Source organism: Mycobacterium sp., from assembly GCF_965277065.1.
Classification (GTDB): domain Bacteria; phylum Actinomycetota; class Actinomycetes; order Mycobacteriales; family Mycobacteriaceae; genus Mycobacterium.
The window spans coordinates 430318-453403 of sequence record NZ_CBDIBT010000018.1; the positions used below are offsets into that span (position 1 = coordinate 430318).

Genomic DNA, 23086 nt, shown 5'->3' on the forward strand with positions numbered 1-23086 from the left:
TCCGGGGCACGGCCAGGATCGCGACTGTCAGTCGGTCCCCGTCGATAACGGTGGCTCGCACAAGCCACCCTCGCCGTGACGCCTGGTCAGGCTAGCGCATCAGCACCTCAGAGCGGAAATTTGGTGTCCGTCAGACGCTCGGAGAGCTCCCACAGCCGACCGGCGGTGCCGTCACGTTTGGCCAGCGGGCTGCGGCCGACCGGCTTGGTGCGGCCGAACATGCCGAATGCCGGTCCGATGAAGCTGTTACCTGCGACGTCCTGGGAGATCGCGTACAGCGTTTGCCGGGCGCCGAAGTCGGCGTCGCTGGCCAACCGGTTGCCCACCGACAACAGCACGTTGTCGACCTTGCGGCCGGAATGCCCCTGCAGGTTGGTGTGCGAGTAGCCGGGGTGGGCGGCCACCGCCCGCAGCTTTGAGCCGGCCGCCTGCAGCCGTCGTTGCAGCTCGCCGGTGAACAGCAGGTTGGCCATTTTGGACTGGCCGTAGGCCACCCAGGGCGAGTAGGGCCGCGACGTCCAGTTCAGGTCCCGCAGGCTGACGTAGCCCATGTAGTGCATCAACGACGACACCGTGACCACCCGGTCGGTGATTTTGGGCAGCAGCAGGTTGGTCAGGGCGAAGTGGCCGAGGTGGTTGGTGCCGATCTGGCTTTCGAACCCGTCCGAGGTGACGGCATGCGGTACCGCCATGATGCCGGCGTTGTTCACCAGAATGTCGACGGAGGAGACCCCGTCGGCGAACTGGCGCACCGAGGCCAAGTCCTGCAGGTCGAGCTGACGCACTTCGATGTCGCCGGTCATCTCCCGGGCGGCGGCTTCGCCCCGGCCGGCGTTACGGACGGCCAAGATCACGTTGGCGCCGACGCGGGCCAGTTCGCGGGCCGTCACCGCGCCCAGCCCGCTGTTGGCTCCGGTCACGATGACGGCACGTCCGGCGAATGAGGGCAGGTCTGCGGCGGTCCACGACGTCATGGCATCCACAGTAATCCGCTGACCGGGCTCGCAGCCGGGTCTACTTGGCGGCGACCGTGAAGCCGTGGATGATCGTCTCGATGTCGACCGCGTCGGCGACGGCCTTGTCGGCCAGGCTGGTGACCGCGAGCTGAATGAGATACCGGTCGGCGTCTTCGCCAGAACCGTGGGCGATCACGATCCGATTGATGGTGTGCAGCCGCTGGTCGCCGAGCTTGTAGCTGCCCTCGACCATGGACGACGGGAAGCCGTGGAAGTCGGCTTCGGACGACTCGAGCTGTTTGAAGTTATCCGCGAGCCGGGCGTCGTCATTGCCGTGCTTGACCAAGTCCGTGGCATTGAAATCGCCGCCCAGCCTGAACACGATCAGCATGGCGTTGGGAAAGGCGTCCGCGCGGGCGATCAGGTCCGTGGTGTTCGGGATGTTCGGCCGGTTGATCCGCTGCCAGCCTTTGGGCGTTGGAATCGACACCGTCAGGTCGGTCAACGAGCCCGGCTCGACCGGTGAACCGGATACCCCGTTGCTTTCCAGGTACTGCGAGAACGGGATCGGCCGCTCGGTCGGCGCCGCACTGGTGGTCGTCGGTGTGGTCGACCAAATCGACTGGTAGTCAGGGCTTTTCGACCCGCATCCGGCCGCCGCCACCGCACAGATCACCAGCGCGGCGGCGCATCGTGGCGCCTGCCTCACAAGACCTCGCGGACGGTGTCGACCGGACGGGCCAGCCGCTCGGCGCGCAACGGCGGTGTCTTGAGGTATTCCACCACTTCGGGGTCGATCCCGAAGGCGCGCAACAACTCCAGGGTTTTGCGTGACGTGCTGCACCGGGGGCTGTGGTATATGACGGTGCCAGGTGCCATCTAGGCGTCTCCGTCGAACAGCCCTGTGACGGAACCGTTTTCAAATACCGCGCGGATGGTGCTCGCCAGTAGCGGGGCGATGGACAGCACGGTGAGTTGCGGGAACCGCTTCTCCTCACCGATCGGCAGCGTGTTGGTGACGATGACTTCGCGGGCACCACAGGCCGCCAGGCGCTCCGCCGCCGGGTCGGACAGCACCCCGTGGGTGGCCGCGATGACCACGTCCTTGGCGCCGTCGTTGTGCAGCAGCTTCACCGCGCCGGCGATGGTGCCGCCGGTGTCGATCATGTCGTCGATCAGCACGCAGGTTTTCCCGGCGACCTCGCCCACCACGCGGTTGGACACCACTTGGTTGGGCACCCGCGGGTCGCGGGTCTTGTGAATGAAGGCCAGCGGTACGCCGCCCAGCGCGTCGGCCCATTTCTCGGCGATCCGCACCCGCCCGGAGTCGGGGGAGACCACCACCATGTTGCCGTCCGGGTAGTTGTCCCCGATGTAGCCGGTCAGCAGGTTCTGCCCGCGCATGTGGTCGACGGGCCCGTCGAAGAACCCCTGGATCTGATCGGTGTGCAGGTCCACGGTCACGATCCGGTCGGCGCCGGCGGTCTTGAGCAGATCGGCGACCAGCCGGGCCGAGATCGGTTCGCGGCCGCGGTGCTTCTTGTCCTGCCGCGCGTACGGGTAGAACGGCCAGACCGCGGTGATCCGCTTGGCGCTGCCCCGCTTGAGCGCGTCGATCATGATCAGCGATTCCATCAACCAGTCGTTGACCGGCGCCGGGGCCGACTGCAGCACGAAGGCGTCACAGCCGCGGACCGACTCGTTGAAGCGGACGAAGATCTCGCCGTTGGCGAATTCCCGCGCGGTCTGCGCGGTGACGTGGACGTCGAGCTCCTTGGCGACCTGTTCGGCCAGTTCCGGGTGTGCGCGACCCGAGAAGAGCATCAGATTCTTGCGGTTATCGGTCCAGTCGTAGCTCACGGGCTGCCCTCGCTGGTTCGGGTCGGATGGCTCGTTTAGAAATAGTAGGTAGCGAATCGCGGGTCCGCTGCGGCGTTGACATCATGCCTGCTCGTCATCCGCGGCGCGAGCCTGCTCGGCGGCCTGCGCGGCGGCGCTGCCGGGCCGTTTGCGCATCACCCAGCCCTCGATGTTGCGCTGCTGGCCGCCGGAGACTGCCAGCGCACCGGGCGGAACGTCCTCGCGGACCACCGTGCCGGCGCCGGTGTAGGCGCCGTCCCCGACGGTGACCGGTGCGACGAACATGGTGTCGGAGCCGGTGCGAACGTGCGAGCCGACCGTCGTGCGCTGCTTTGACGTGCCGTCGTAGTTGACGAAGACGCTGGAGGCGCCGATGTTGCTGTGTTCGCCGATGTCGGCGTCTCCGACGTAGGTGAGGTGCGGCACCTTGGTGCCGGCGCCGATCGTGGAGTTCTTGGTCTCGACGAACGCGCCCAGTTTGCCGTCGGCGCCTAGGACCGAGCCGGGCCGCAGATAGGTGAACGGGCCGACCGTTGCGCCGTCACCGATGGCGGCCTCGGAGCCGTGGGTGCGGACCACCGACGCGCCGTCGCCGACCGTGACGTCGGTCAGCGTGGTGTCCGGGCCGATGGTGCAGCGCCCGCCGATGCGGGTGCCGCCGAGCAACTGTGTCCCGGGCTGGATGACCGTGTCGCGGCCGATGCTCACGTCGACGTCAATCCAGGTGGTCGCAGGGTCGACGACGGTGACGCCGGCCAGTTGGTGGGCGGACACGATGCGGCGGTTGAGTTCGGCAGTCAGCTCGGCCAGCTGCACCCGGTTGTTGACGCCGGCCACCAGCGAACTGTCGTCAACGTGCCGGGCCTGCACCACCTGCCCGTCCTGTCGGACGATCGCGATGACATCGGTCAGGTATAGCTCCCGTTGCGCGTTGTCGGCCGACAGCCGGCTCAGCGCCGAGCGCAGCGCCGTGATGTCGAAGGCGTAGACACCGGCGTTGACCTCGCGGATCTTTCGCTGCGACGGCGTCGCGTCAGCCTGTTCGACGATCGCGATCACCTCGTGGTCCTGCGTACGCAGGATGCGGCCGTAGCCGGTTGGGTCGTCCTGTGTGGTGGTCAGCACGGTGACCGCGGCGCCCCGGGAGTTGTGCGCGGCGGCCAGGTCGGCCAGGGTGTCGGCATCGAGCAGCGGGACGTCGCCGGCGGTGACGACGACGACGCCGCGGAAGTCGTCGGGCAGTGCGGCCAGGCCGCACAACACCGCGTCCCCGGTGCCCAGCTGCCGGTCCTGGGTCGCCGTGTCGATCGGTCGGCCAAGGGTCTCGGCCAGTTCGTGGATGGACTGCTCGATGCGCTGGTGGTCGCGCCCCAGCACCACCACCAGGTGCTGTGGGGCCATCTTGGCGATCGCGTGCAGCGAGTGCGCCAGCATGCTGCGGCCGCCGAGGGTGTGCAGCACCTTCGGGATGTCGGACCGCATCCGGGTTCCGGCACCGGCTGCCAGGACGAGGACCGCTGATTCGCCGTTCGTCGTCATCGAACCTCCTCGACGCTGGTCGCCCGTCGCTGTGCCATCCGTTCAGCGTGTCATTATCCGCACGCCTCCGGCAAAACAGACCGTCCACGCCGGATTCGCCGATAAACACCGCGATGGACAATAATCAAGCGGTGGAACGTCGACGAAGTCCGCAGGCCAGCCCATCGCCGATCGAGGCGCTCAAGCAGCTGCCGGCGCTGGTGCTACTGGAGCGGATCCCGGTCCCCACTCTGGCCGTGCTGCAGGATGGCACCATCGTTTTCGCGAACACGGCGTTCGCCGACATTCTCGGCCGCGAGGCCGAAGAGGTTGTCGCGCTGAAGTTCTACGACATCTTTTATGGCGCGCTCGAAACGGAATGTGTGCTGTCGCTTGTCGACGGCCTGGCGAACATGGTCGTCGAACTCGCGCACAAGGACGGTTCGACCGTGCGGGCGCTGATGAGCAGGTCAGCGCTGCGGCGCGCCGACGACGAGATCGCTCTTGCCACCTTCCAGGACCTCACCGAAGAACTATGGGCCACCGGGCACTGAGCTAGGAGTCCTCGGGCTCGACGTGGCGCAAGGCCTCGCGCGCCAGAAACTCACGGTAGTAGCCCAGCGACGTCTCGGTGACGATCGCGGGAAACAGTAACTCCCACATCTGAGTCAGCCGGCGGACCAGGTCGTTGTCGTCGCCCGTTCGCTGGCCCATCATCCGGGCGCCGAACGTCGCGCCGATGATCGACTCGCTAACCGCCAGCGGATCGAGCTCCTCCCGGATGTCGCCTTCGGCGATCGCCCGCCGCGCCTCCACCGTCATCGCTTCGATCCAGGCGCCGTAGGCGGTGTAAGTGGTGGCTTTGTCGGCGGTGTCGTTGAACTTGCCGAACGCCAGGGTCAACTGCTCGGCGGTCCGCACGACTTTGTTGGTGGCGAACAGATCTGCGGTCACGAAGGTGCCGTGCAGGATGTTCTCCAGCGCCGGCGAAAACGAGTCCGACAACGCGCTCAACTCCGATACCACCAGGCTGGAGCCCTCTTCGATGATGGCCGACGCGAGCGACTCCATCGAGTCGAAGTGGTGGTAGAAGGCGCCCTTGGTCATCCCGGTGCGCTCGATGATGGCGCCGCGATCGGCAGCCGCAAACCCGACCTCGGTAAACACGTCGACAGCGGCGTCGAGGATCTTTCGACGAGTCGCTTCCGATCGAACCTGGCGGGCCATCGCCTAATACCTCCGGAGTTCCGGTCGCACATTCCGGACCATCAGCTGTGAACTGGCTGGACGCGAAATCCTAACAGGCCGGGGACGGCACCACTGATCAACCTGAACCTGCCAGCGCCGACATGCTTCCGATCGCGATCTTTGTGCGTCTCTCGATGAACTGGCGGAAGTAGTCGAGCCGCTCGGTACGCACGAACCCGGGCAGCATCAGCGCCCACATCTTCTCGAAGTCAGTGAGAAAACCTCGCGGTTCGTCGAGATCAGCGGTCTGACGCAGACCCATGTAGGACGACGCAACCAGGCGTCCCACATCGACTGCCTCGCAGTCCTCTACGACGTCGCCTTCACCGATACCGCGCTGGACGGCAACCGTGAGATTGTCGATCCAGTGCTGATGCAACTTCGTCTGCAGACCCTCGACTCGCCCGATCGACTCAACCAGATGAAGAGCCGCCCGCGAGATGTCCTCGCTGATGTCGCGTACCGCGAGTTGGTAGGAGAAGTCGATCAGCGTCTCCAGACCGGACAGCTTCCGCGCCAGCAGATCGGTGATCGCCGCATCAGAGCGGCTGATCTGATCTTCGATGATCGCCAGTGCCAGCGCGTGCTTCGAGCGGAAGTGGAAATACATTGCGCCCTTGGTCAATTCGGCTTCGGCGAGCACATCGTCCAGGCCGACCTGATGGTAGGGGAGCCGGGCGAATTGGCGTGCGGCGGCGCGAAGAATTTGCTGTCGCGTCGAATCAGCTCGAGTGTCGGTCGTTTCGGTCATGGTTGGGCCACCTAAAGAATGCTCCGCCGCGAAGCTTTTCCAAGAGACCCCAGTGGTTTCGAGGTGTCGTTGGTCGAGCTTAGTCCAATTGCAATGTGTCGTTGCGATCGACGCGACTCGAAAGCCGCCCCTGAGCCGATGCAGCCGAACGGACTGTAGCAAGACTTTCGGTTTGTTCCAAGCTGTACATGATTCCAGAAGTATGTAAACTGTCTGACATGCGGGCGGACGGTCTGAGGACGGTGGATGAGCGCGCGGTACGCGCGAGGTCCAACTCGGCAGACGTGGGCGTCCCGATCAGCACCGGCGAAGCCGTCGTCACGAGAAGCGGCGGATCGTAGATGTGCGGGTTTGAAGCATTTCCGCCGGAAATCAATTCCGGGCTGATGTACACCGGGCCAGGAGCAGGGCCGATGACGACCGCCTCCGCGGCCTGGGACTCTCTGGCAGACGACCTGTATCTGGCGGCGGCGGCCTACGGGTCTGCGATCGCGGATTTGACCTCGACGTGGCTTGGTCCGTCTTCGGTGTCGATGGCGGCTGCGGGGGCCACGTTCGTGTCGTGGATCAGTGCCACCGCCGTGCAGGCTCAAGACGTCGCCGCCCAGGCCAAGGCGGCCGTGGCCGCCTACGAGGCGGCATTCACGATGACCGTGCCACCGGCGGAGATCGCGGCGAACCGCGCCTTGCTGCTGGCGCTGGTCGCGACGAACTTCCTGGGCCAGAACACCCCGGCGATCATGGCCACCGAGGCGCTCTATGTCGAGATGTGGGCACAGGATGCCGTCGCGATGTACGGCTACTCTGGCGCGTCGTCGGCCGCTTCGGCGCTGGCGCCTTTCACGGCTCCACAGGAAACCACTACGTCGGGCACCGGCGCGCTGAGCACTACCGTCACCCAGGCCGCCGGTACGGCCGCCGGGACCGGCGCCCAGACCGTTTCGCAGGTGAGCACGGCGACGATGCCCAGCGCGCTGCAGACCTTGGCGTCAGCGACAACGTCGTCGTCGACGTCCACTGCGCCGCTGTCATCGATCACCACCTCGACGTCGTCGTCGAGCACAGCACTGGTATCTGCGCAGGGGCTGACCTCGGGCGCTACCTCGTCGGCGTCGATGCTGACGTCGGGTTTCACGATGCTGGGCTCGTCGGGATCGCTGATGAAGTCGCTCGGAACCGCGACCAGCACCTTCGGCGGCGGATTCCCGATGTTCACATCGTCGGGGACGATCGCCGCGAGCGGCCTGGGTTCACCGGGGGCCGCGGTGTCCGCCGCTACGGGCCGCGCGGCTTCACTCGGCGCCCTGTCGGTGCCCCAGGGCTGGACCTCGGCGGCCCCCGCATTCAGCCAGGTCGCCTCGGCACTGCCGGCCGGTGCCGGGATGCCGGCCACCCCGGCGCCGCTGTCGGGTAGCCCTACCGGTCCGGTCGGCGCCCCGATGGCGCAAACAGCTGAGCAGGGCGTCGCCCGCTCTCCACTGGCCGCCCGCTACAACTTCCGTCCCGCCATGGTCCAGCGCCCGGTATACGCCGGCTGACGCACCGCGATGTTGCGCTTTTTAACGCTCGTGTCATACCAAAGGTTGTTTAAAATGCTTAACTTCATTCCAAACGTATGTATACTCACTCAAACAGTGATGGCCGGTTTGAATGAGCTGGGCGCCGAATGGGTGTCCCCTGACGCAGGAGGCGTAGTGCGCGATCCCTCTACGGACTCTGCGCAGCTGGGTGGGGCCGCTGACGAGTTCCACCACAGGATGGACGACTCGGATCTACGCCGAGGCTTTCGCGGTGGAAAAGCCATGTCCGACTTCGGCTCCGGTTACTCGGTGAACTAGCGCAGTTCGAGATGGCAATGACGATGCGGCGCGAGATGGCGACCCATCCGGAAGGGAGAGTCCGAGTGAAGTACACCCCCACTGACATCGGCGGAGTGACGATTGTCGACATCGAACCGGACCGCGATGATCGCGGATTCTTCTCGCACCTGTTTTGCGCCAACGAATTCGCCGACTACGGGTTGCTCTCCAGCGTCGCACGGATGGACGTGGCCTATAACTACGCCAGAGGGACACTGCGCGGCATCCACCGTCAGGTTCCGCCGAACGTCGAGGCCAAGTTGGTCCGGTGCACGCGAGGCGCCATCGTCGCGGTCGCTGTCGACGTGCGCCCGGAGTCGAGCAACTACGGCGACAACGTGATGGTGCAGTTGAGTGCCGACAATCGCCGCGCCCTTTTCTTGCCGCCGTTCGTTGCGCACGGTTTTCAGACTCTGGCCGACAACACCGAGGTTCTCTATCAGGTCAGCGGTGTCTACGAGGTCGACGAGGAGCAGGGATTCCGCTGGGATGACCCGGAATTCGCGATCGAGTGGCCATTGGCGGTAAGCGTCATCTCCGAGAAAGACGCTAGCTGGCCGATGCTGGCATCGGTTGGGAGAGCGGCGTCATGAGGCCCGCAGCGGGAAACTTCCACGTCACCCACGAGCAAGGAGTCAGGCCGGTATGACGATCTCCATTGCCAGTAGCGTTCCCGCCCAACACGGCCGACCGCCCATCGTCGCGCGGCCGGCGCAGATTAAGGCTGCACCCGCCCGTCGCTGGCAGCATCAGTATTCACTTCGGCTGCGCATGACCGACGCCCTGATCGTGTGCGCCGCAGTGGCGCTCGCCCAGTTCATCCGATTCGGTGATTCGCCCCATGTTGCGGGTTATCCCGGCGTCACAATGACGTTATTCTCCATTCTGTTTGCCGCGCTATGGCTTTCGTCGATCGCGGCTTTTCGTTCCAGGTCGATACGTGTTATCGGCGCGGGAATCGAGGAATATCGGCGCATCGTCAGCGCATCTTTCTGGACGTTCGGAATCATCGCGATGGCGACCTTGCTGGCGAAGATATTTCTCGCCCGTGGGTACCTAGCGGTGGCGCTACCAATCGGCACCATCGGTTTGCTGGCGAGCCGGATGTTTTGGCGTTACTACATCGCCGGCAAGCGGGCCGACGGTGAGTGCCTGACAAGGGTGCTGGCGATCGGCGATCGCAAGGGGGTTTCTCAGCTGGTCGAGGAGCTAACCCGGCATCCGCGCGATGGCTATGTGGTGGTCGGGGCCGGTATTCCGGGCTATGGACCATCGCGCGGCAAATCCCTCGTCGTCAAGGGCCAGGAAATCCCGGTTCTCGGTGATGAGACGCACGCGCTGGCCGCGATCGCGCGCCACAATGCCGACACCGTCGCTTTAACGGGGACAGATCGCTTTGGCGCACAGGGAATTCGGCAGCTGATGTGGCAACTGGAGACCATGGATGTCGACCTGGTGGTGGCACCCGGGGTGATGGACGTCGCCGAAGGGCGGCTATCGCTGCGGCCCGTCGCCGGCTTCCCATTGCTTCATGTGGAAAAGCCGCAGTACCAAGGGGCCAAAAGCTTTCAGAAGCGCGCATTCGACTTTTGCTTCGCGCTCGCTGCGATCGTCGGAACATCGCCACTGCTCATTGCGGCGGCTATCGCTGTCAAGCTGACCAGTAAAGGTCCGGTTTTCTACCCGTCCGAACGGATTGGTTTGGATGGAAAGCCATTCACCATGCTCAAATTCCGGACCATGGTCGACGGCGCGGACCGGCAGGTTAAGCAGTTGCTGGCGCTCAACGAGAGCGACGGCGGAGTGTTGTTCAAAATTCGCGAAGATCCCCGTATCACGACGGTGGGAAGAATCCTCCGTCGGCTCAGCATCGACGAATTGCCGCAATTCATCAACGTGCTCAGGCAGGACATGAGCGTCGTCGGTCCGCGACCGCCGCTGCCGCGAGAGGTGCTGCAATACAACGGGGACGTCAAGCGTCGCCTACTCGTCAAGCCGGGTGTTACCGGCCTGTGGCAGGTCAACGGCCGTTCCGACCTGCCCTGGGACGAATCGGTGCGGCTCGATCTGTCCTATGTCGACAACTGGTCGATGGCAAGCGATTTCCTGCTCATTGCGAAGACCCTCAAAGCGGTGGTGTCCAGCGACGGGGCGTACTAAATGAGCTCGGGCAAGCGGGACGTCTTCTCCACAGTGGCCACCCTGATGACAGCCCCGCCCATCGGCCGGCAACGGCCTCGCCGCGTCGTAAGCAGCTGAGCGCGTGATTCACGAAATATTCTGGACCTCAACCAAACTCCCGGACCGCGGTGTGCCCCCGCCGCGGTCCGGGCCTCCAACCGACGGTGTGCCATGATTCGCGGCGCCGCAGATGCTGGTCCCACCGCGCTGGCCCAGTTGCACTGTCGGCTTTGCGATTCTGTCCGGATGCGCAGTGTTCTCGACCTGGGTGCCACTCCGCCGTGCGGCAGTCTTCTCACGCCGGGAGAACTCGACTTGGCTGAACCGACGTTCCCGCTGCACCTGCGGGCGTGCGAGAACTGCTTGCTGCTGCAGATATCCGCCTTCATCTGGTCGGGTGCCGGAGACGCCGAGCATCCCTATTTCTCTTCGTTTTCGGACTCCTGGGCAGAGCACGCGGAGGCGTTTGTCGGCGACACGGTCAAGCGGCTGCGCCTGTCCGACGAGCGGTTCGTGGTGGAGGTCGCCAGCAATGACGGATATCTGCTGCGCCACATTGCGGCCGCGCGGATACCGTGCCTGGGAATCGAGCCGTCGGTGAATGCCGGCCTCATCGCCAGGGATCGCGGCGTACCAACGATCACAGCCTTTTTGGATGAGTCGCTGGCACGCGAAATACGTGGCGAATACGGTCCGGCCGATCTCGTCGTGGCAAACAATGTCTACTCGCGTATTCCGGATCTTCGCGACTTCACCCGCTCCCTGCGTGCGCTGCTGGCCGATGACGGCTGGCTGAGCATCGAGGTACGTCATGCGCTGAAGCTGCTGCAAAACGCGCAGTTCGACACGATCGATCACGACCACGCGCAGTACTACACACTGCTCTCGGCGACACGTGCGCTGGCGACCGCCGGACTTGCCGTCGTCGACGCAGAGCTCTTGCCGACGCACGGTGGCTCGCTCCGCATCTGGGCCCGCCCGGCGCGAATCGCCGCTCCTCCCACCGATCGGGTCGTAGAAATCTTACGCATGGAGAAAGCCGCGGGATTGCAGCGAGTGGAAGGCTATTTGCAGTTGCGGCCACGCACTGAAGCGTTGCGCCAGAATCTATTACGGTTTCTGCTCCAATGCCGGGCCAACGGCGAGCGGGTGGTCGGCTACGGAGCCCTTGGTGCTGGAACCACCCTGCTCAATTACTGCGGGATTCGTGGCGACCTGCTGGAGTACATCGTGGACCGCGATCCATACCGACAGGGCTGCTTCACGCCGGGTACGCGAATCCCCATCTACGACCCGAAGCGGATCGGCATTGACCGGCCAGATGTGGTCTTGGCGCTGTCCGGGGATCTCGAATCCGAGTTAGCCGATCAACTCAGCTATATCGGTGAATGGGGCGCTCGTCTGGTGTCTCCCCGGACTCTGCCGCACTCGACCCTGCAGAGATGCAACGGCAACGAGGTGACATCGCCGTGATCACTCGTCGAACCCGGGAGGTGCCAACCAGTATCCCGCGCGACCGAGCACACTCCAATACAGTTCGGGCAGTGTGGCTTTCGCCGCTAATGCGTCCGCTGGCGCGCGTGCAGGCCGAGGCGCTCCGCGCGCGGGGCGTTGACGTGCTGTTGGTGACCACCGACCGACACCCAGAGTCGGACTCGGCGCGCGACTACGAGTTGGTGCTCGATCTGCAATTCCGGACGGTCGCGAGCTGGCTTGCGGCGCGGCGCCGCATCCGTCATTTCCGGCCTGACGTGGTGATCACCGAGCAGGTCCGTGACCCGCGGTGGACCGCGCTGGCCAGCGGGATCCCGCGGATTCAGTTGGTCCATGACGATCGGCGCGACGACGGCAGCGGGCGGCTCCGAACGCTCTCGCGCGCCTTATACGACCGCTGGGGATCCCGTTCGGCGGCCACTGTGACCTACAGCAACTACGCCGCCATCGCGGTCGCGGTCCGGCGGGACGTGGCCGGCACCCCCCTGACAGTGCTGCCGCTCTGCAGCGACCTGGATCCAGCGAAGCTTCCGGCATTTGTGGGCCCTGAAGAGCGGCGAGATTTCGTCGTGGCCGGGCAACTGGGGTCGCAGAAGAACATAGACGTCGTGCTCGATGCCTGGCAGCGTCACGTGGACGGAGGCAGCTGGCGCGGGGACGAATTGCTGCTGATCGGCAATGGGCCACTTGTCATTCGGACCCTTCCGGCTTACGTGCGTTGGCGCCCGGGCAATTACCGCTATGCGGACGTCGTCGAAACCATTGCCGCCGCGAAGGGTTCGGTTGCGCACTACCGCGGCGCTTCGCAAAGCGGCGTACAGATGCTGTCGATGCATCTGGGCGTGATGCCGATCGTGTCGACGGTCGGTGGTCTGCCCGAGTACCAACCGCCGGTCCTTCCCCCGGTTGGGGTCGACGACGTCGAAGGACTGACCGCCGCGTTCGACGAGCTGTCGGACCCGCTCACCGCAACATTGCAAGGTGCGGCGGCAGCACGGCACTACGCGGATTCGTTCGCCGTCGATCACGCCGCGGATGGGCTCTTCACGGTGCTCACCGATGTGGGGCATAGAACGGGGAGAGCAGCAGTATGAGCGCCGGACGGAATTATGGACGTGCAGCCGTAGATCTGACGCTTCTCCTTGGTGGGCGCTGGTCATGAAGAAAAGACTAAAGTTACAGCGTATCGGTTGAAATCCTTCGAATAGTATGTAAAATACGATTAATGCTTATTGTCGGTATCTGGAACTGGGAGCCTAGGCGCCGCCCATTCGGCTTAGCTTCCGCGAGGAGGAACACATGTCGTTTGTGACCACGCAGCCAGAGTCGCTGGGGGAGGCTGCCGGCAGCTTGCAGGGCATTGGTTCTTCCATGATGGCCGGCAATGCGTCCGCCGCGGCTCCAACCACCGGGGTTGTTCCCGCCGCAGCGGACGAGGTGTCGGCCCTGACTGCGGCGCAGTTTGCCGCACACGCCCAGCTTTACCAGGCGGTGAGCGCCCAGGCCGCGGCGATTCACGAAATGTTCGTGCACACGCTGAGTACCAGCGCGACGTCATATGCGGCTACCGAAGCCGCAAATGCGGCTGCGGCACTCTAGGTAAGCCGAAGGCTGAGCGATGGATTTTGGAGGCTTACCGCCAGAGGTCAACTCAGCGCGGATCTATGCCGGCCCGGGCTCGGAATCGATGCTGGCCGCGGCGTCGGCCTGGAACGGCTTGGCTGCCGAATTGCGTTCCACGGCGTCCTCGTACGGATCCGTGATTTCGGCGTTGACCGATGGCTCATGGGTGGGTCCGTCGTCCGCTGCTATGCAAGATTCGGCGGAACCCTACGTGGCATGGCTTAACGCCGCCGCCGCAGCTGCTGAGCAGACCGCTACTCAGGCGGGGGCGGCGGCGAGCGCTTACCAGGCAGCAGTCGCATCGGTGGTGCCGCTACCGGTGATCGCCGCCAACCGCACGCAGCTCGCCCAGCTGACCGCGACGAATGTCTATGGACAAAACACCCCCGCGATCGCCACTGTCGAGGCTCAGTACGGCGAAATGTGGGCCCAGGACGCCAGCGCGATGTACAGCTACGCTGGCAGTTCGGCGGCCGCTTCGAGATTGACGGCGTTCACGCCGCCGCCGTCGACCACCAACCCGGCCGGCACCGTCAATCAGGCCGCGGCGACCGCGCAGGCCGCTGGTGTGTCGACCGGATCGGGTGCCCAGTCGACGCTTTCGCAACTGATGTCGGCGATCCAATCGGCGCTACAGAACCTTGGGTCGCCCAGTTCTTCGGCGTCGTCCGGCTCGGGAATCTCTTCGATCCTGAGTGATCTTCTGGGGTCCTCGACTGCTACCGGAACAACGACCGTCTCCACCGGGTTAGGAAGCATTTTGTCCTCGTCCGGGTTCTCGGTCGGCGGCCTGGCGGAAAGCCTCATCGCCGAGTACGCCGATCTCGGAGGGTTTGTTGTCGTATTCGCCGGGCTCGATGCGGTAGTGCCTCTCCTGACCGCATACCAGGCCCCCCTGAACGCCGCAGCTATAGCAGCCTCCACGCCCGCTGCAGCGGCTGTTGCTGCGCCCGCCGCGGCTGCCGCCGGGGGAGCCGCGGCGGCGATGGGTGGTGCTGCGGTTGGCGGATTCGCCGGCGGCGCAGGTGGTTTGGCTGGGTTGGGTGCGGCGGCCTCGGTCGGCGCCCTGTCGGTGCCGCCGAGTTGGGGCGCGGCCGCGACACCAACATGGCTGGCCGGCATGCCGCTGGCGACACCGCTGCCGGGCGTCAGTCCGGCGGAAGGTGGCTTGCCGATGGGCATACCGTTCCTACCGAGCGGCGCAGGGCAGGCAGCAGGCATAGCCGCCGCCGCCGGCGTAGGCGGCGCAGTGGCTTCCAGGTACGGGCCACGTCTCAAGGTGTTGGCGCGTTCGCCAGAAGCCGGATACTCACAGGCCCCGATGGCGCCCGCCGGCGCATACCAAGCACCCGCGGGCCTCCCGCCCGCTCCCGGCTACACACCGCACATCGTCTATCTGCCGAACAACGGCAACGGACACAACGGTCATAACGGATACAACGGATATAACGGCCACAACGGAAACAACGGAAACAACGGAAACAACGGAAACCATTGATCTTTCGGTCACGGCGACCGATGTTTTGAACTGAGTACCAGCGAGGAGAGAGATATGCCCACACGATTCATGACTGATCCGCACGAGATGCGGTCGATGGCGGGCCGTTTCGACGTGCACGCCCAGACGGTGGAGGACGAGGCCCGCAAGATGTGGGCGTCTTCGCAGAACATCGCCGGAGCTGGCTGGAGCGGTACCGCTCAGATGACGTCGCACGACACCATGGGCCAGATGAACACCGCGTTCCGCAACATCGTCAACATGCTGCACAGCGTGCGTGATGGGCTGATCCGTGACGCCAACAACTACGAGGCCCAAGAGCAGGGCTCGCAGCAGATCCTGTCCAGCTAGCCGACCACCGAAACCCTGTAGGAGAACAGTCATGTCGATCAGTTACCAGTTCGGTGATGTCGATGCCCACGGCGCGATGATCCGTTCCCAGGCCGCCTCGTTGGAGGCCGAGCACCAGTCCATCGTTCGCGATGTGCTGGCTGCCGGTGACTTCTGGGGCGGCTCGGGTTCGGTGGCCTGCCAGGAGTTCATCACCCAGCTGGGTCGCAACTTCCAGACCATCTACGAGCAGGCCAACAGCCACGGCCAGAAGGTGCAGACCGCCGGCAACAACATGTCGAGCACCGACTCCGCCGTCGGCTCCAGCTGGGCCTGATTAGCAGCCGGCAATCGATCACGCCGTCCGACGGCGCCATAACGCATGAGTGAGGTCCGAAGCGGCGTGAGTCCATCAACCCGTCCATCCTCTGCTGCCCCCGCGAGGGGCGCCAGGTCGGTCGCGCTTTCGACCACGGTTGACCAAGTGCTGTCGAGCGCCAGCAACGCCTTGATGGCTTTTGTGTTGGCGCAGTTGTCGTCTGCAGAACAATTCGGGATAGTCGGACTGCTGATCGCAATCGTGTCTGGCTGCATCGGATTCAACAGGGGGGCGCTGGGAACGCCCTTGTTGCTGACCGGCAACCTGAAGGACGCGCAAGCAGCTGCCGAGCCGCGCTATGCCCTTGCGTGGGCGCTGTATAACGGTGGTCTCGGCGGAGTTCTCCTGCTTGCCATCGGCACCGCATTCCACCATCCATTGATTGGGCTCGCCTTCGCGATTGGTTTGCCGGCGGTTCTAGCGCAAGATGTATTGCGTCTGAATGCAATTGGCCGGGGTAGGCCAGATCTTGCCGTGGTTGCCGACGCGGTGTGGACCGCGGTAATGCTTGGCATGTTTGTTGCGAACCTGTGCCACGTTCGCGAATCGGCGCAATTCTCAATCTATCTGTGGGGGTTGAGCGCGTTCGCTTCTGCCGCCCTTCTGGCGCTTCGGTTGCGAGTGTCGCCGCGCCGCAGCGGGCTACTGGATTGGTGGCGGACTCAATGGGCGGCGAGGGTCCGCTACGGAAGCGTTTATTCCGTCGGTCAGATCGGCTACGTCTTCATCACGCTTGCCGCGGTGATAACTGCCGGAAACGCCGCTGCGGCCGGGATTCGAGGAGCGCTCACAGTATTCGGCCCCATCGCGACGTTGTTATCGGCGATGCCGATGGTCTTCATTCCACATGCGGCGCGCACCGGCAACTCGCTCAGCGAGCAGTGGCGTCTGCTCCGCAAAACATCGTCGGCTACTTCTGTGCTGACCTTGGTTGCGGCCGCCGGCCTGGTAGTTTTGCCGACGAGGGTGGGGGCGGCCATGCTCGGTGCCAGCTGGCAAGAGACGGTTTCGGTGCTTCCTTACATCGGCGCTACGTGGGCAGCCATGTGCTGGATGACGGGCGTCTTCACCTTTTTCCAATCTCAAGCTGCGAGCATGACGGTCTTCGAACTCACGGCGCTGCTGATCGGAGTTCAAGTGGCGACATCCTTCGTTGCCGGCCTGGTCTTTGGGAGCGCCGTCGCAATCACGTTCTGGCTGGCGTTGTGTACCTGCGTGATCGCGTCGGCCGGTGTGCTGTGGGTGCTTCGCTCCATTCAGGCTATGGCCGAGCCTGCTAGCTCATCGAAAAAGACCGTCTGATAGGAGTCGTCATGCTATTGATCCCCGAGGGTGTTCGGACCTTCCGCCGCGACGCCCGTACGTATGGCCTGAAGTGGTGGTCGAGTTGGGTTATTCGGCACCAAATCGGAGTGCCTCTCATGAAAACGTATTTACGCCCGAGCAAGCAGGCCAATCTTGTGCGGCTCGGCTCAGAGCTCGGCGGCTGGTGGCTGCCGAAGGCCGTCATTCGCCCGGGTGCACTCGCCTACTGCGTCGGTGCGGGGGAGGACATTTCGTTTGACCTTGCGCTACATGATCGAGGGATGCGCGTGGTGACTATTGATCCGACACCGCGCGCGGAAACCTACGTCAAGGCGTTGGCACCAGACAGTGACCGCTTTGCCTTCGTCCCAGTTGGGTTGTGGGACAAGGCTGAAGAACTACGCTTCTATTACCCGCGTGACCCCGCGTTGGCGGCCTGTTCGGTTCTCAACCTCCAGGGCTCGTCCGAGTACTTCGTGGCCAAGGTCGACACACTCCGAAAACTGATGGATGACTTCGGCGACAGCCACATCGACGTGTTGAAGATCGACATCGAGGGCGCTGAGCATCGAGTCATCGAATCCTTCGTCGCAGAAGGCATTCGACCTACAGTGCTATGCATCGAGTACGATCAGCCCGTCCCCTTTCGTGATGTGCTGCAGTCGGTTCGGCTACTCCAGCAGGCCGGATATCGCCTCGTCCATATCGAGGACTGGAACTACACGTTCGTATCAACCAACAGCCAGGTACCCATCGAGGACTAGGAGTCCTGTCCGCCGGCAGATCGATTGCGGCGCGCCGCTCGGCGGATTCTTATCGCTTGGACGAGCGCGATCACAACCGCCAGCACTGACAACAAGTCCGAGACCGTTATTCCGTGGGTGCTGGTGAGGGTGACCAGGAGGTTCCCTTCCAAAATGCCATTGACGAACGGCCAAATCACCGCAAACGTCAGGGTCGACAGAATCGACAACGTATTCGGTTTCGCGGCGCACCAAGCCATTGACGAGAAAAGCGCATTCATGGCCGCGATGCTGTAGAAGAGATGTTGGGCAAACACTGGCAGCCTCCTGTGCTTCGTCATCGCCGGACAGCGTCTGCAGCCCAGCTCGGGGATTAACAAGGGGCTGGGTAAAAACTAGCAGCTTGCTGTTCGCTCGCCTTGGCGCCGGAGGAGATGACCGGGCTTGCTTAATGATTCGTGAGCCAACGCTCGGGTTAGGTAGGCGAGTGGCGTGGCGCCACTCGCCTGTTCAGGCGTGATCGTCGTTCCTGCAAATAGAACTCACGGTAAGTCTGGCTCGAACTGGATGTTGCGATAACAAGCGGTTCGCCTGACGCCATAATGACTACCATTAGTATGTAAAAGTCGCTTTCGACCAACTTAAAGTATATAGTAGCTGCGGGCGAAGTGCCGCGGGCATGCAGCCGGACTCGGGCGTTCCGCTCTCGCCAAGGAGGGTCAAATGTTGTTCCGAGACCGAACAGCCGTGGGTGCAAAGCGCGCGGCTGCCGGCAGACATCGGATTGCGACGGCAGTGGATGACTATGGCCCCGATCAAGGCTATCGCCCTGCGCGAGTGCTCATTTGGCGCTACAAAGGTGCATAGGATGAATAACTGCGTTCCGTTTCACACGTCCATCCGCAAGCGCGTTCGCGACTGTTCGCGGCGACCGAGACACTATTGGAACGGATGACCATGCCGCCGATACGTCTGCTGCAAGTTGCCGGCACGTTGGACCCGGCCTACGGGGGTCCATGCGTTGTCGTGAATCAGTTGACCCGCAGTCTTAATGATCGGGGCCACTCAGTGGACGTGGTGACGTTGGACGCTCCGTCGGCCCCGTGGCTGTCTGCTCTAGCCGGCCCGCCCCGCGGCTTTGGCTCGGCACTCGGAAAGTACCGGTATGCAAGACATCTGAGACTCTGGCTGGAACGATTTGCTGCTGACTACGATGCTGTGGCCGTCCACGGAATCTGGCAATACCAGAGCCAGGCGGTTCGCGCGGCGTGCCGCAGGGCCGGAGTACCGTACTTCCTCTTTGTCCACGGTGCGCTGGATCCCTGGTTTGAGAAGCGCTATCCGGGCAAGCACGTGAAAAAGGTGCTCTATTGGCGGCTTTTCGAGCACCGCGCCCTTCGCGATGCGCAGGCCGTCATTTACACCTGCGAGGAAGAGCGAGATCTTGCCAGAACCTCGTTCAAGCCCTACCGCGCTACGGAGGCGATCGTCGGCTTGGGAATTGAAGAGCCGCAGGGTAATCCGGCGCTGCAGCGTGAAGAGTTTTTGACGGCGAACCCGCACCTACGAGATAAGCGCATCCTGCTGTTCCTCGGTAGGCTCCATCCCAAGAAGGGATGCGATCTGCTGATTGAGGCATTCTCACGCGTGTGCCATCGGGACGAAAGCCTGCATCTCGTGGTGGCCGGCCCGGATGAAGCAGCAACAGAGGCTGGGCTGAGGATGCTGGCCGATTCGCTTGGGGTGCAAGACCGTATCACCTGGGTCGGGATGCTGGACGAAGGCTCTAAGTGGGGTGCATACAGAGCCGCTGAAGCGTTCGCCTTGACGTCGCACTCCGAGAACTTCGGCATCGTCATCGCCGAGGCGCTCGCATGCGGGCTGCCAGTGCTGATCACCGACAAAGTGAATATATGGCGCGAGATCGAGCGCGGTGGCGCGGGTTTTGTTGAAACCGATACCCGCGCTGGCGCCACCTCGTTGCTGGACCGTTGGATGAATCTTTCGGATGGCGAACGCACGGAAATGCGCAACCTTGCCCACGCCTGCTTCCTTGAGAACTTCGAAGCAAAGGGAGCCGCAAAGGAGTTCGTTAAGTCGGTCGCCGGTGCGATCGGAAAGGTGAACCTGGTATGAAGCGCTCAGCGAAGCTGGTTGCCATCTTGCGGGTGGCGCCTTACCGAAATGCCCTGCTGAAGCACAGGGTTGCCGCGACCGTCGAGCACAAGCGGGCGCTGGGTGAGCTTGACCTGCGAACCGTTGTCGATGTGGGCGCCAATCGCGGGCAGTTCACACTCTTTGCACTGCATGCATTCCCGGCTGCAAGAATCGTCTCGCTGGAGCCGCTGGCGGCACCCGCCGCATGCTTTCGGCGCGTCTTCGCCAAGCAGAAGCGGGTGACTGTGCACCAGGCTGCCCTTGGGCCGGAGCCCGGACAGTCCACGATGCATGTGTCGCGTCATGACGATTCGTCGTCTCTCTTGCCGATCACTGCCACCCAACAACAGATCTTCCGCGGCACAGATGAAGTGCGCACCGAAACCGTCAGAACCGCTCCGCTTGCCGAGTTTCTTGAATGCGGCTCTATCCAGCAACCGGCCTTACTTAAGGTCGACGTGCAAGGTTACGAGCTAGAGGCTTTGCGCGCGTGCGGAGATCTGCTCGACAGGTTCGATTACATCTATGCGGAGGCATCCTTCGTCGAGTTATACGAAGGACAGGTGCTGGCTGACGATTTGGTGACATGGTTGCATGAGCGCGGCTACGAAATCGTCGGCAGCTATGGCTCGAGTAGTGACGCGCAGGGGCGAAGTATCCAGACTGACATGCTCTTCATCAGGAGCGACAAACGGCTGCGAGACGCCTCATAACGACTGACGGCGCATTCAAATGGCCCGCTGCCAGGTGTCTTTCATCATGCACCAGGCAACGTTGTCTAGTGCTTGAACTTGATGCACCAACCGTCATCTTTTGCCACGGTCACTACGCGCTTCGGCCGGCGAGAAAGCGTCTTCTCTGACTTTCTGATCGTAAGCCGCGAATTAAGACGGCCACTTTTCGCGTGTGATCCGTGCTCTTAGTCGAGTTCCTTCGACGGGGCCCAGGCCCGCTTGTGCACCGGCGGATCGTCGTTGGGCGCGGTTTGGCGAGACCACGCCGCTAATTGCCGCCGCCGAGCCCAATCAATGGATGCCGACCGATCGCCGGTATACGCAGGACGCATGTCGTTCAACACCACACCGACCAGTTCTGCATCGATATCGGCTAGCTGAGTAACCGATGTTGCGCAGTCCACTATTTTTGACCGTCCCCGCCTGGTGACCATGAGGACGCCGTCCGCCCAGCAAGCGGCCGCTTGCGCTGCAGGGCCTTCGAGAAGTGGCGGCGAGTCGACGATCACGTAGTCGAAAGACTCGGCGAGTTGCTTGAAAAAGTTTCCGCACGCGCTCGAGGCGAGCAAGCCGGCGGCGTCGCTGTCCTGCTTACGCCCGGCACTGATCACCTTTAGTCCGTCCATGGTTACTGCCGACAGCTGTAGCGGAGCGGTCTGGCTTTGAATGAAGTCAGCCAGCCCCGGCGCTTCGCCATTACCCATGCGTCTTGCGACTGCAGGGTTTCCCAAATCCGCATCGACAAGGACTACCCGACTACCGCATTCGGCGAACGCTGCCGCGAGATTCAGTGCGACAGTGGACTTTCCGTCGCCCTCACGTGGGCTGGTCACGAGGATGGTGGCGAGCGAACGCTTCGAATTGGCGACCGCCAACGCGGTGCGTAGGTGTCGGAACGCTCCAGCTGCCGCGGTCCCAGGGCCGTCGAAGTCGGTAGTGAGCGTAGCGCCGAGAGTTCCATCGTTTGGGATACACACAAGCGGCCGCATGCCCAGGACCCTTTCGATATCCCGATCGTCCCGGATCGTCTTGTTGAGCCGCTCACGCGTCAGAGCCGTGGCCACACCGGCCAACAAACCACCGAAGATGGCCAACGTGACGTTCATCAACGTAGTCGGCGACGCGGGCTCGGGGCTGAGGGTGGCCGGAGTCACCACGGTGAGCCTGGTGGTGGGCGGACCGCCACCATTGGGCACTTCCAGTGCGGCGACTGTACGAGTCATCGATTCAGCCACCGCGCTGGCCAGGCGCTGAGCCGTTTCGCGGTTCTGGCTTCTGGCGTTAATCGCCAACATTTCGCTCTCAGGTACCGGGTGAGAATTCACCGAGGCCCTGGCCTGATCCAGCGTCATGTTGACGTCCGGTGCCTTCACGGCGTGCGCGAGCACCTCATCGGAGTACACCAATTTGGCGTAGGACGTCACCCGGCCCACTGCGCCCATCACATCTTCGTAGGTGTTGGATGCACCACCACTCTTTGTCCCCGACGTGACGTAAAGCGTGACGGTCGCTTCGTATACCGGCTTCTGCAGCATGCAGAACGTCAGTGCGATCATGCCGAAGGCAAGCGCGCCGCCAACGATGATCTTCCAGCTCCGAACGACCACGGTAAGCATGTCTCGTGTGGCTGTGTTTCCGACGGTTGGCATCCTTTTGCCCCCTTATAAGCGGTGCCCTGTACGGCACATCGATTAGACGCGAAAAGTGAAATCTCGATGGTTATCAGCTGTATTGCGCGAACGGCGCCACGGCCGGCACATTTTCACGCGGGTGCCTGAATTGTGTCGATACGCCCTTTTCCTCTTACGAAGTATTCGCCGACCAGGTCCGACCTCACCAATGACGCTCGGCTTTGCACATATAAGCCCGGATCAGTGAGTCGGTCGCCGATGGTCGCTCCCATCCCCACGACAATCCTGTTCCCGACCACCGTTCCTGGCGCGACTTGGACATTGGATGAGATGAGGCAGTAATCACCTATTTCAATGGGCCTGAAAGTCTGGTTGCTGCTCTTCCAGGAGATTCCGTGGGTCAGGAATGAGGATCGTTGACCGGCAATTGTGGTGTGTGTCCCAACCCGCACGCCGCCGCTGCAGTCAATATAATGGCGAGAGGTTATCGCGGAGTGCGCCCCCAGATGCAGAGCGCACGGAGCACCCACTGCGCTCCACTGCCGGGTCGCAGTCACCCAGTTCCAATGACCGAACCCTGCGTGTTGCCCGACGGTGAGGGCCGAAAGATCCTTGAACACGTTGAATGGACCAATCCACGCTCCATCTCCGATGTCTACCCGCCAGAGATCACCCATCAAAACCAAACATGGCCCGATGTGCACCCCATCGCCGATGACCCACCCCAAGCGACGGAGCAGGAAGTTCTTCAGCGCACTCGCGGGAAGTGCCGCCACAACAACCACGAGCGCGCCACGTAAATCCATGTTCAGTCCTCCG

At 63.2% G+C, this 23086-nt stretch carries 25 protein-coding genes and 1 pseudogene; 16 read left to right on the top strand and 10 right to left on the bottom strand.

What is annotated here, in order from left to right; genetic code table 11:
- Positions 1-107 precede the first annotated feature (107 nt).
- From ACQY5A_RS13560 to glmU, 5 genes and pseudogenes are all read right to left on the bottom strand, one after another.
- Positions 108-974 carry an oxidoreductase gene (locus ACQY5A_RS13560; RefSeq protein ID WP_428340865.1) on the bottom strand — a complete coding sequence of 289 codons (867 nt, stop codon included), beginning with the start codon at positions 972-974 and terminating at the stop codon, positions 108-110.
- A 40-nt stretch (positions 975-1014) separates the two neighbouring features.
- Positions 1015-1665, bottom strand: coding sequence for an LpqN/LpqT family lipoprotein (locus ACQY5A_RS13565; protein ID WP_428340866.1), 651 nt, complete (start codon positions 1663-1665; stop codon positions 1015-1017).
- A 38-nt stretch (positions 1666-1703) separates the two neighbouring features.
- A pseudogene (locus ACQY5A_RS13570) lies at positions 1704-1835 on the bottom strand (glutaredoxin domain-containing protein); the annotation flags it as partial.
- Positions 1836-2816, bottom strand: a complete 981-nt coding sequence (locus tag ACQY5A_RS13575; RefSeq protein ID WP_428340867.1) for a ribose-phosphate diphosphokinase — start codon at positions 2814-2816, stop codon at positions 1836-1838.
- A gap of 81 nt (positions 2817-2897) precedes the next feature.
- Entirely contained in the window at positions 2898-4355 is a 1458-nt protein-coding gene (gene glmU / locus ACQY5A_RS13580; RefSeq protein WP_428340868.1) for a bifunctional UDP-N-acetylglucosamine diphosphorylase/glucosamine-1-phosphate N-acetyltransferase GlmU, read from the bottom strand.
- 170 nt (positions 4356-4525) lie between these two features.
- On the opposite strand from glmU, the gene ACQY5A_RS13585 reads away from it, so the two are divergent.
- Entirely contained in the window at positions 4526-4888 is a 363-nt protein-coding gene (locus ACQY5A_RS13585) for a PAS domain-containing protein (RefSeq protein ID WP_428341506.1), read from the top strand.
- Between the two features lies 1 nt (position 4889).
- On the opposite strand, the gene ACQY5A_RS13590 is transcribed toward ACQY5A_RS13585, so the two are convergent.
- Both ACQY5A_RS13590 and ACQY5A_RS13595 read right to left on the bottom strand, forming a co-directional pair.
- Positions 4890-5561 (bottom strand): TetR family transcriptional regulator, encoded by a 672-nt coding sequence (locus tag ACQY5A_RS13590; protein WP_428340869.1) that lies wholly within the window; start codon positions 5559-5561, stop codon positions 4890-4892.
- Positions 5562-5658: 97 nt separating this feature from the next.
- Positions 5659-6333 carry a TetR family transcriptional regulator gene (locus ACQY5A_RS13595; RefSeq protein WP_428340870.1) on the bottom strand — a complete coding sequence of 225 codons (675 nt, stop codon included), beginning with the start codon at positions 6331-6333 and terminating at the stop codon, positions 5659-5661.
- Between the two features lie 341 nt (positions 6334-6674).
- Between ACQY5A_RS13595 and ACQY5A_RS13600 the strand changes: the two genes are divergently transcribed.
- From ACQY5A_RS13600 to ACQY5A_RS13655, 12 genes are all read left to right on the top strand, one after another.
- The gene (locus ACQY5A_RS13600) at positions 6675-7871 is read left to right on the top strand and encodes a PPE family protein (protein WP_428340871.1); all 1197 of its coding nucleotides are present in this window, start codon (positions 6675-6677) and stop codon (positions 7869-7871) included.
- A 99-nt stretch (positions 7872-7970) separates the two neighbouring features.
- Positions 7971-8171 (top strand): hypothetical protein, encoded by a 201-nt coding sequence (locus tag ACQY5A_RS13605; protein ID WP_428340872.1) that lies wholly within the window; start codon positions 7971-7973, stop codon positions 8169-8171.
- 65 nt (positions 8172-8236) lie between these two features.
- A complete protein-coding gene (locus ACQY5A_RS13610) occupies positions 8237-8785 on the top strand; it encodes a dTDP-4-dehydrorhamnose 3,5-epimerase family protein (protein WP_428340873.1) in 549 nt (182 codons plus the stop codon).
- Between the two features lie 52 nt (positions 8786-8837).
- Positions 8838-10352: a sugar transferase gene (locus tag ACQY5A_RS13615; protein ID WP_428340874.1), complete on the top strand. Its 1515-nt coding sequence runs from the start codon at positions 8838-8840 to the stop codon at positions 10350-10352.
- Between the two features lie 237 nt (positions 10353-10589).
- Entirely contained in the window at positions 10590-11846 is a 1257-nt protein-coding gene (locus tag ACQY5A_RS13620; protein ID WP_428341507.1) for a class I SAM-dependent methyltransferase, read from the top strand.
- A gap of 89 nt (positions 11847-11935) precedes the next feature.
- The gene (locus tag ACQY5A_RS13625; RefSeq protein ID WP_428341508.1) at positions 11936-12961 is read left to right on the top strand and encodes a glycosyltransferase; all 1026 of its coding nucleotides are present in this window, start codon (positions 11936-11938) and stop codon (positions 12959-12961) included.
- Between the two features lie 205 nt (positions 12962-13166).
- Positions 13167-13466 carry a PE family protein gene (locus tag ACQY5A_RS13630; protein ID WP_428340875.1) on the top strand — a complete coding sequence of 100 codons (300 nt, stop codon included), beginning with the start codon at positions 13167-13169 and terminating at the stop codon, positions 13464-13466.
- A gap of 19 nt (positions 13467-13485) precedes the next feature.
- The gene (locus ACQY5A_RS13635; protein ID WP_428340876.1) at positions 13486-14988 is read left to right on the top strand and encodes a PPE family protein; all 1503 of its coding nucleotides are present in this window, start codon (positions 13486-13488) and stop codon (positions 14986-14988) included.
- 54 nt (positions 14989-15042) lie between these two features.
- Positions 15043-15339, top strand: a complete 297-nt coding sequence (locus tag ACQY5A_RS13640) for a WXG100 family type VII secretion target (RefSeq protein WP_428340877.1) — start codon at positions 15043-15045, stop codon at positions 15337-15339.
- 31 nt (positions 15340-15370) lie between these two features.
- A complete protein-coding gene (locus ACQY5A_RS13645; RefSeq protein ID WP_428338374.1) occupies positions 15371-15655 on the top strand; it encodes a WXG100 family type VII secretion target in 285 nt (94 codons plus the stop codon).
- A 147-nt stretch (positions 15656-15802) separates the two neighbouring features.
- Positions 15803-16999 (top strand): hypothetical protein, encoded by a 1197-nt coding sequence (locus tag ACQY5A_RS13650; RefSeq protein WP_428340878.1) that lies wholly within the window; start codon positions 15803-15805, stop codon positions 16997-16999.
- A gap of 17 nt (positions 17000-17016) precedes the next feature.
- On the top strand, positions 17017-17766 hold the full coding sequence (locus ACQY5A_RS13655) for an FkbM family methyltransferase (protein ID WP_428340879.1): 750 nt from the start codon (positions 17017-17019) through the stop codon (positions 17764-17766).
- Here the strand turns inward: ACQY5A_RS13655 and ACQY5A_RS13660 are convergent.
- Complete coding sequence (locus ACQY5A_RS13660; RefSeq protein WP_428340880.1) at positions 17763-18062, bottom strand: hypothetical protein; 300 nt, start codon at positions 18060-18062, stop codon at positions 17763-17765. The genes ACQY5A_RS13655 and ACQY5A_RS13660 overlap by 4 nt on opposite strands.
- 634 nt (positions 18063-18696) lie before the next feature.
- Between ACQY5A_RS13660 and ACQY5A_RS13665 the strand changes: the two genes are divergently transcribed.
- A complete protein-coding gene (locus ACQY5A_RS13665) occupies positions 18697-19881 on the top strand; it encodes a glycosyltransferase (RefSeq protein WP_428340881.1) in 1185 nt (394 codons plus the stop codon).
- Positions 19878-20615, top strand: coding sequence for an FkbM family methyltransferase (locus tag ACQY5A_RS13670; protein ID WP_428340882.1), 738 nt, complete (start codon positions 19878-19880; stop codon positions 20613-20615). The genes ACQY5A_RS13665 and ACQY5A_RS13670 overlap by 4 nt, the downstream gene beginning before the upstream one ends.
- A 206-nt stretch (positions 20616-20821) precedes the next feature.
- Here the strand turns inward: ACQY5A_RS13670 and ACQY5A_RS13675 are convergent, their stop codons facing one another.
- Together ACQY5A_RS13675 and ACQY5A_RS13680 are read right to left on the bottom strand one after the other, a co-directional pair.
- Positions 20822-22252 (bottom strand): P-loop NTPase, encoded by a 1431-nt coding sequence (locus ACQY5A_RS13675; RefSeq protein WP_428340883.1) that lies wholly within the window; start codon positions 22250-22252, stop codon positions 20822-20824.
- A 146-nt stretch (positions 22253-22398) separates the two neighbouring features.
- Positions 22399-22944, bottom strand: a complete 546-nt coding sequence (locus tag ACQY5A_RS13680) for an acyltransferase (protein WP_428341509.1) — start codon at positions 22942-22944, stop codon at positions 22399-22401.
- On the opposite strand from ACQY5A_RS13680, the gene ACQY5A_RS13685 reads away from it, so the two are divergent.
- A complete protein-coding gene (locus tag ACQY5A_RS13685; RefSeq protein WP_428341552.1) occupies positions 22834-23067 on the top strand; it encodes a hypothetical protein in 234 nt (77 codons plus the stop codon). The genes ACQY5A_RS13680 and ACQY5A_RS13685 overlap by 111 nt on opposite strands.
- Positions 23068-23086: the final 19 nt, after the last annotated feature.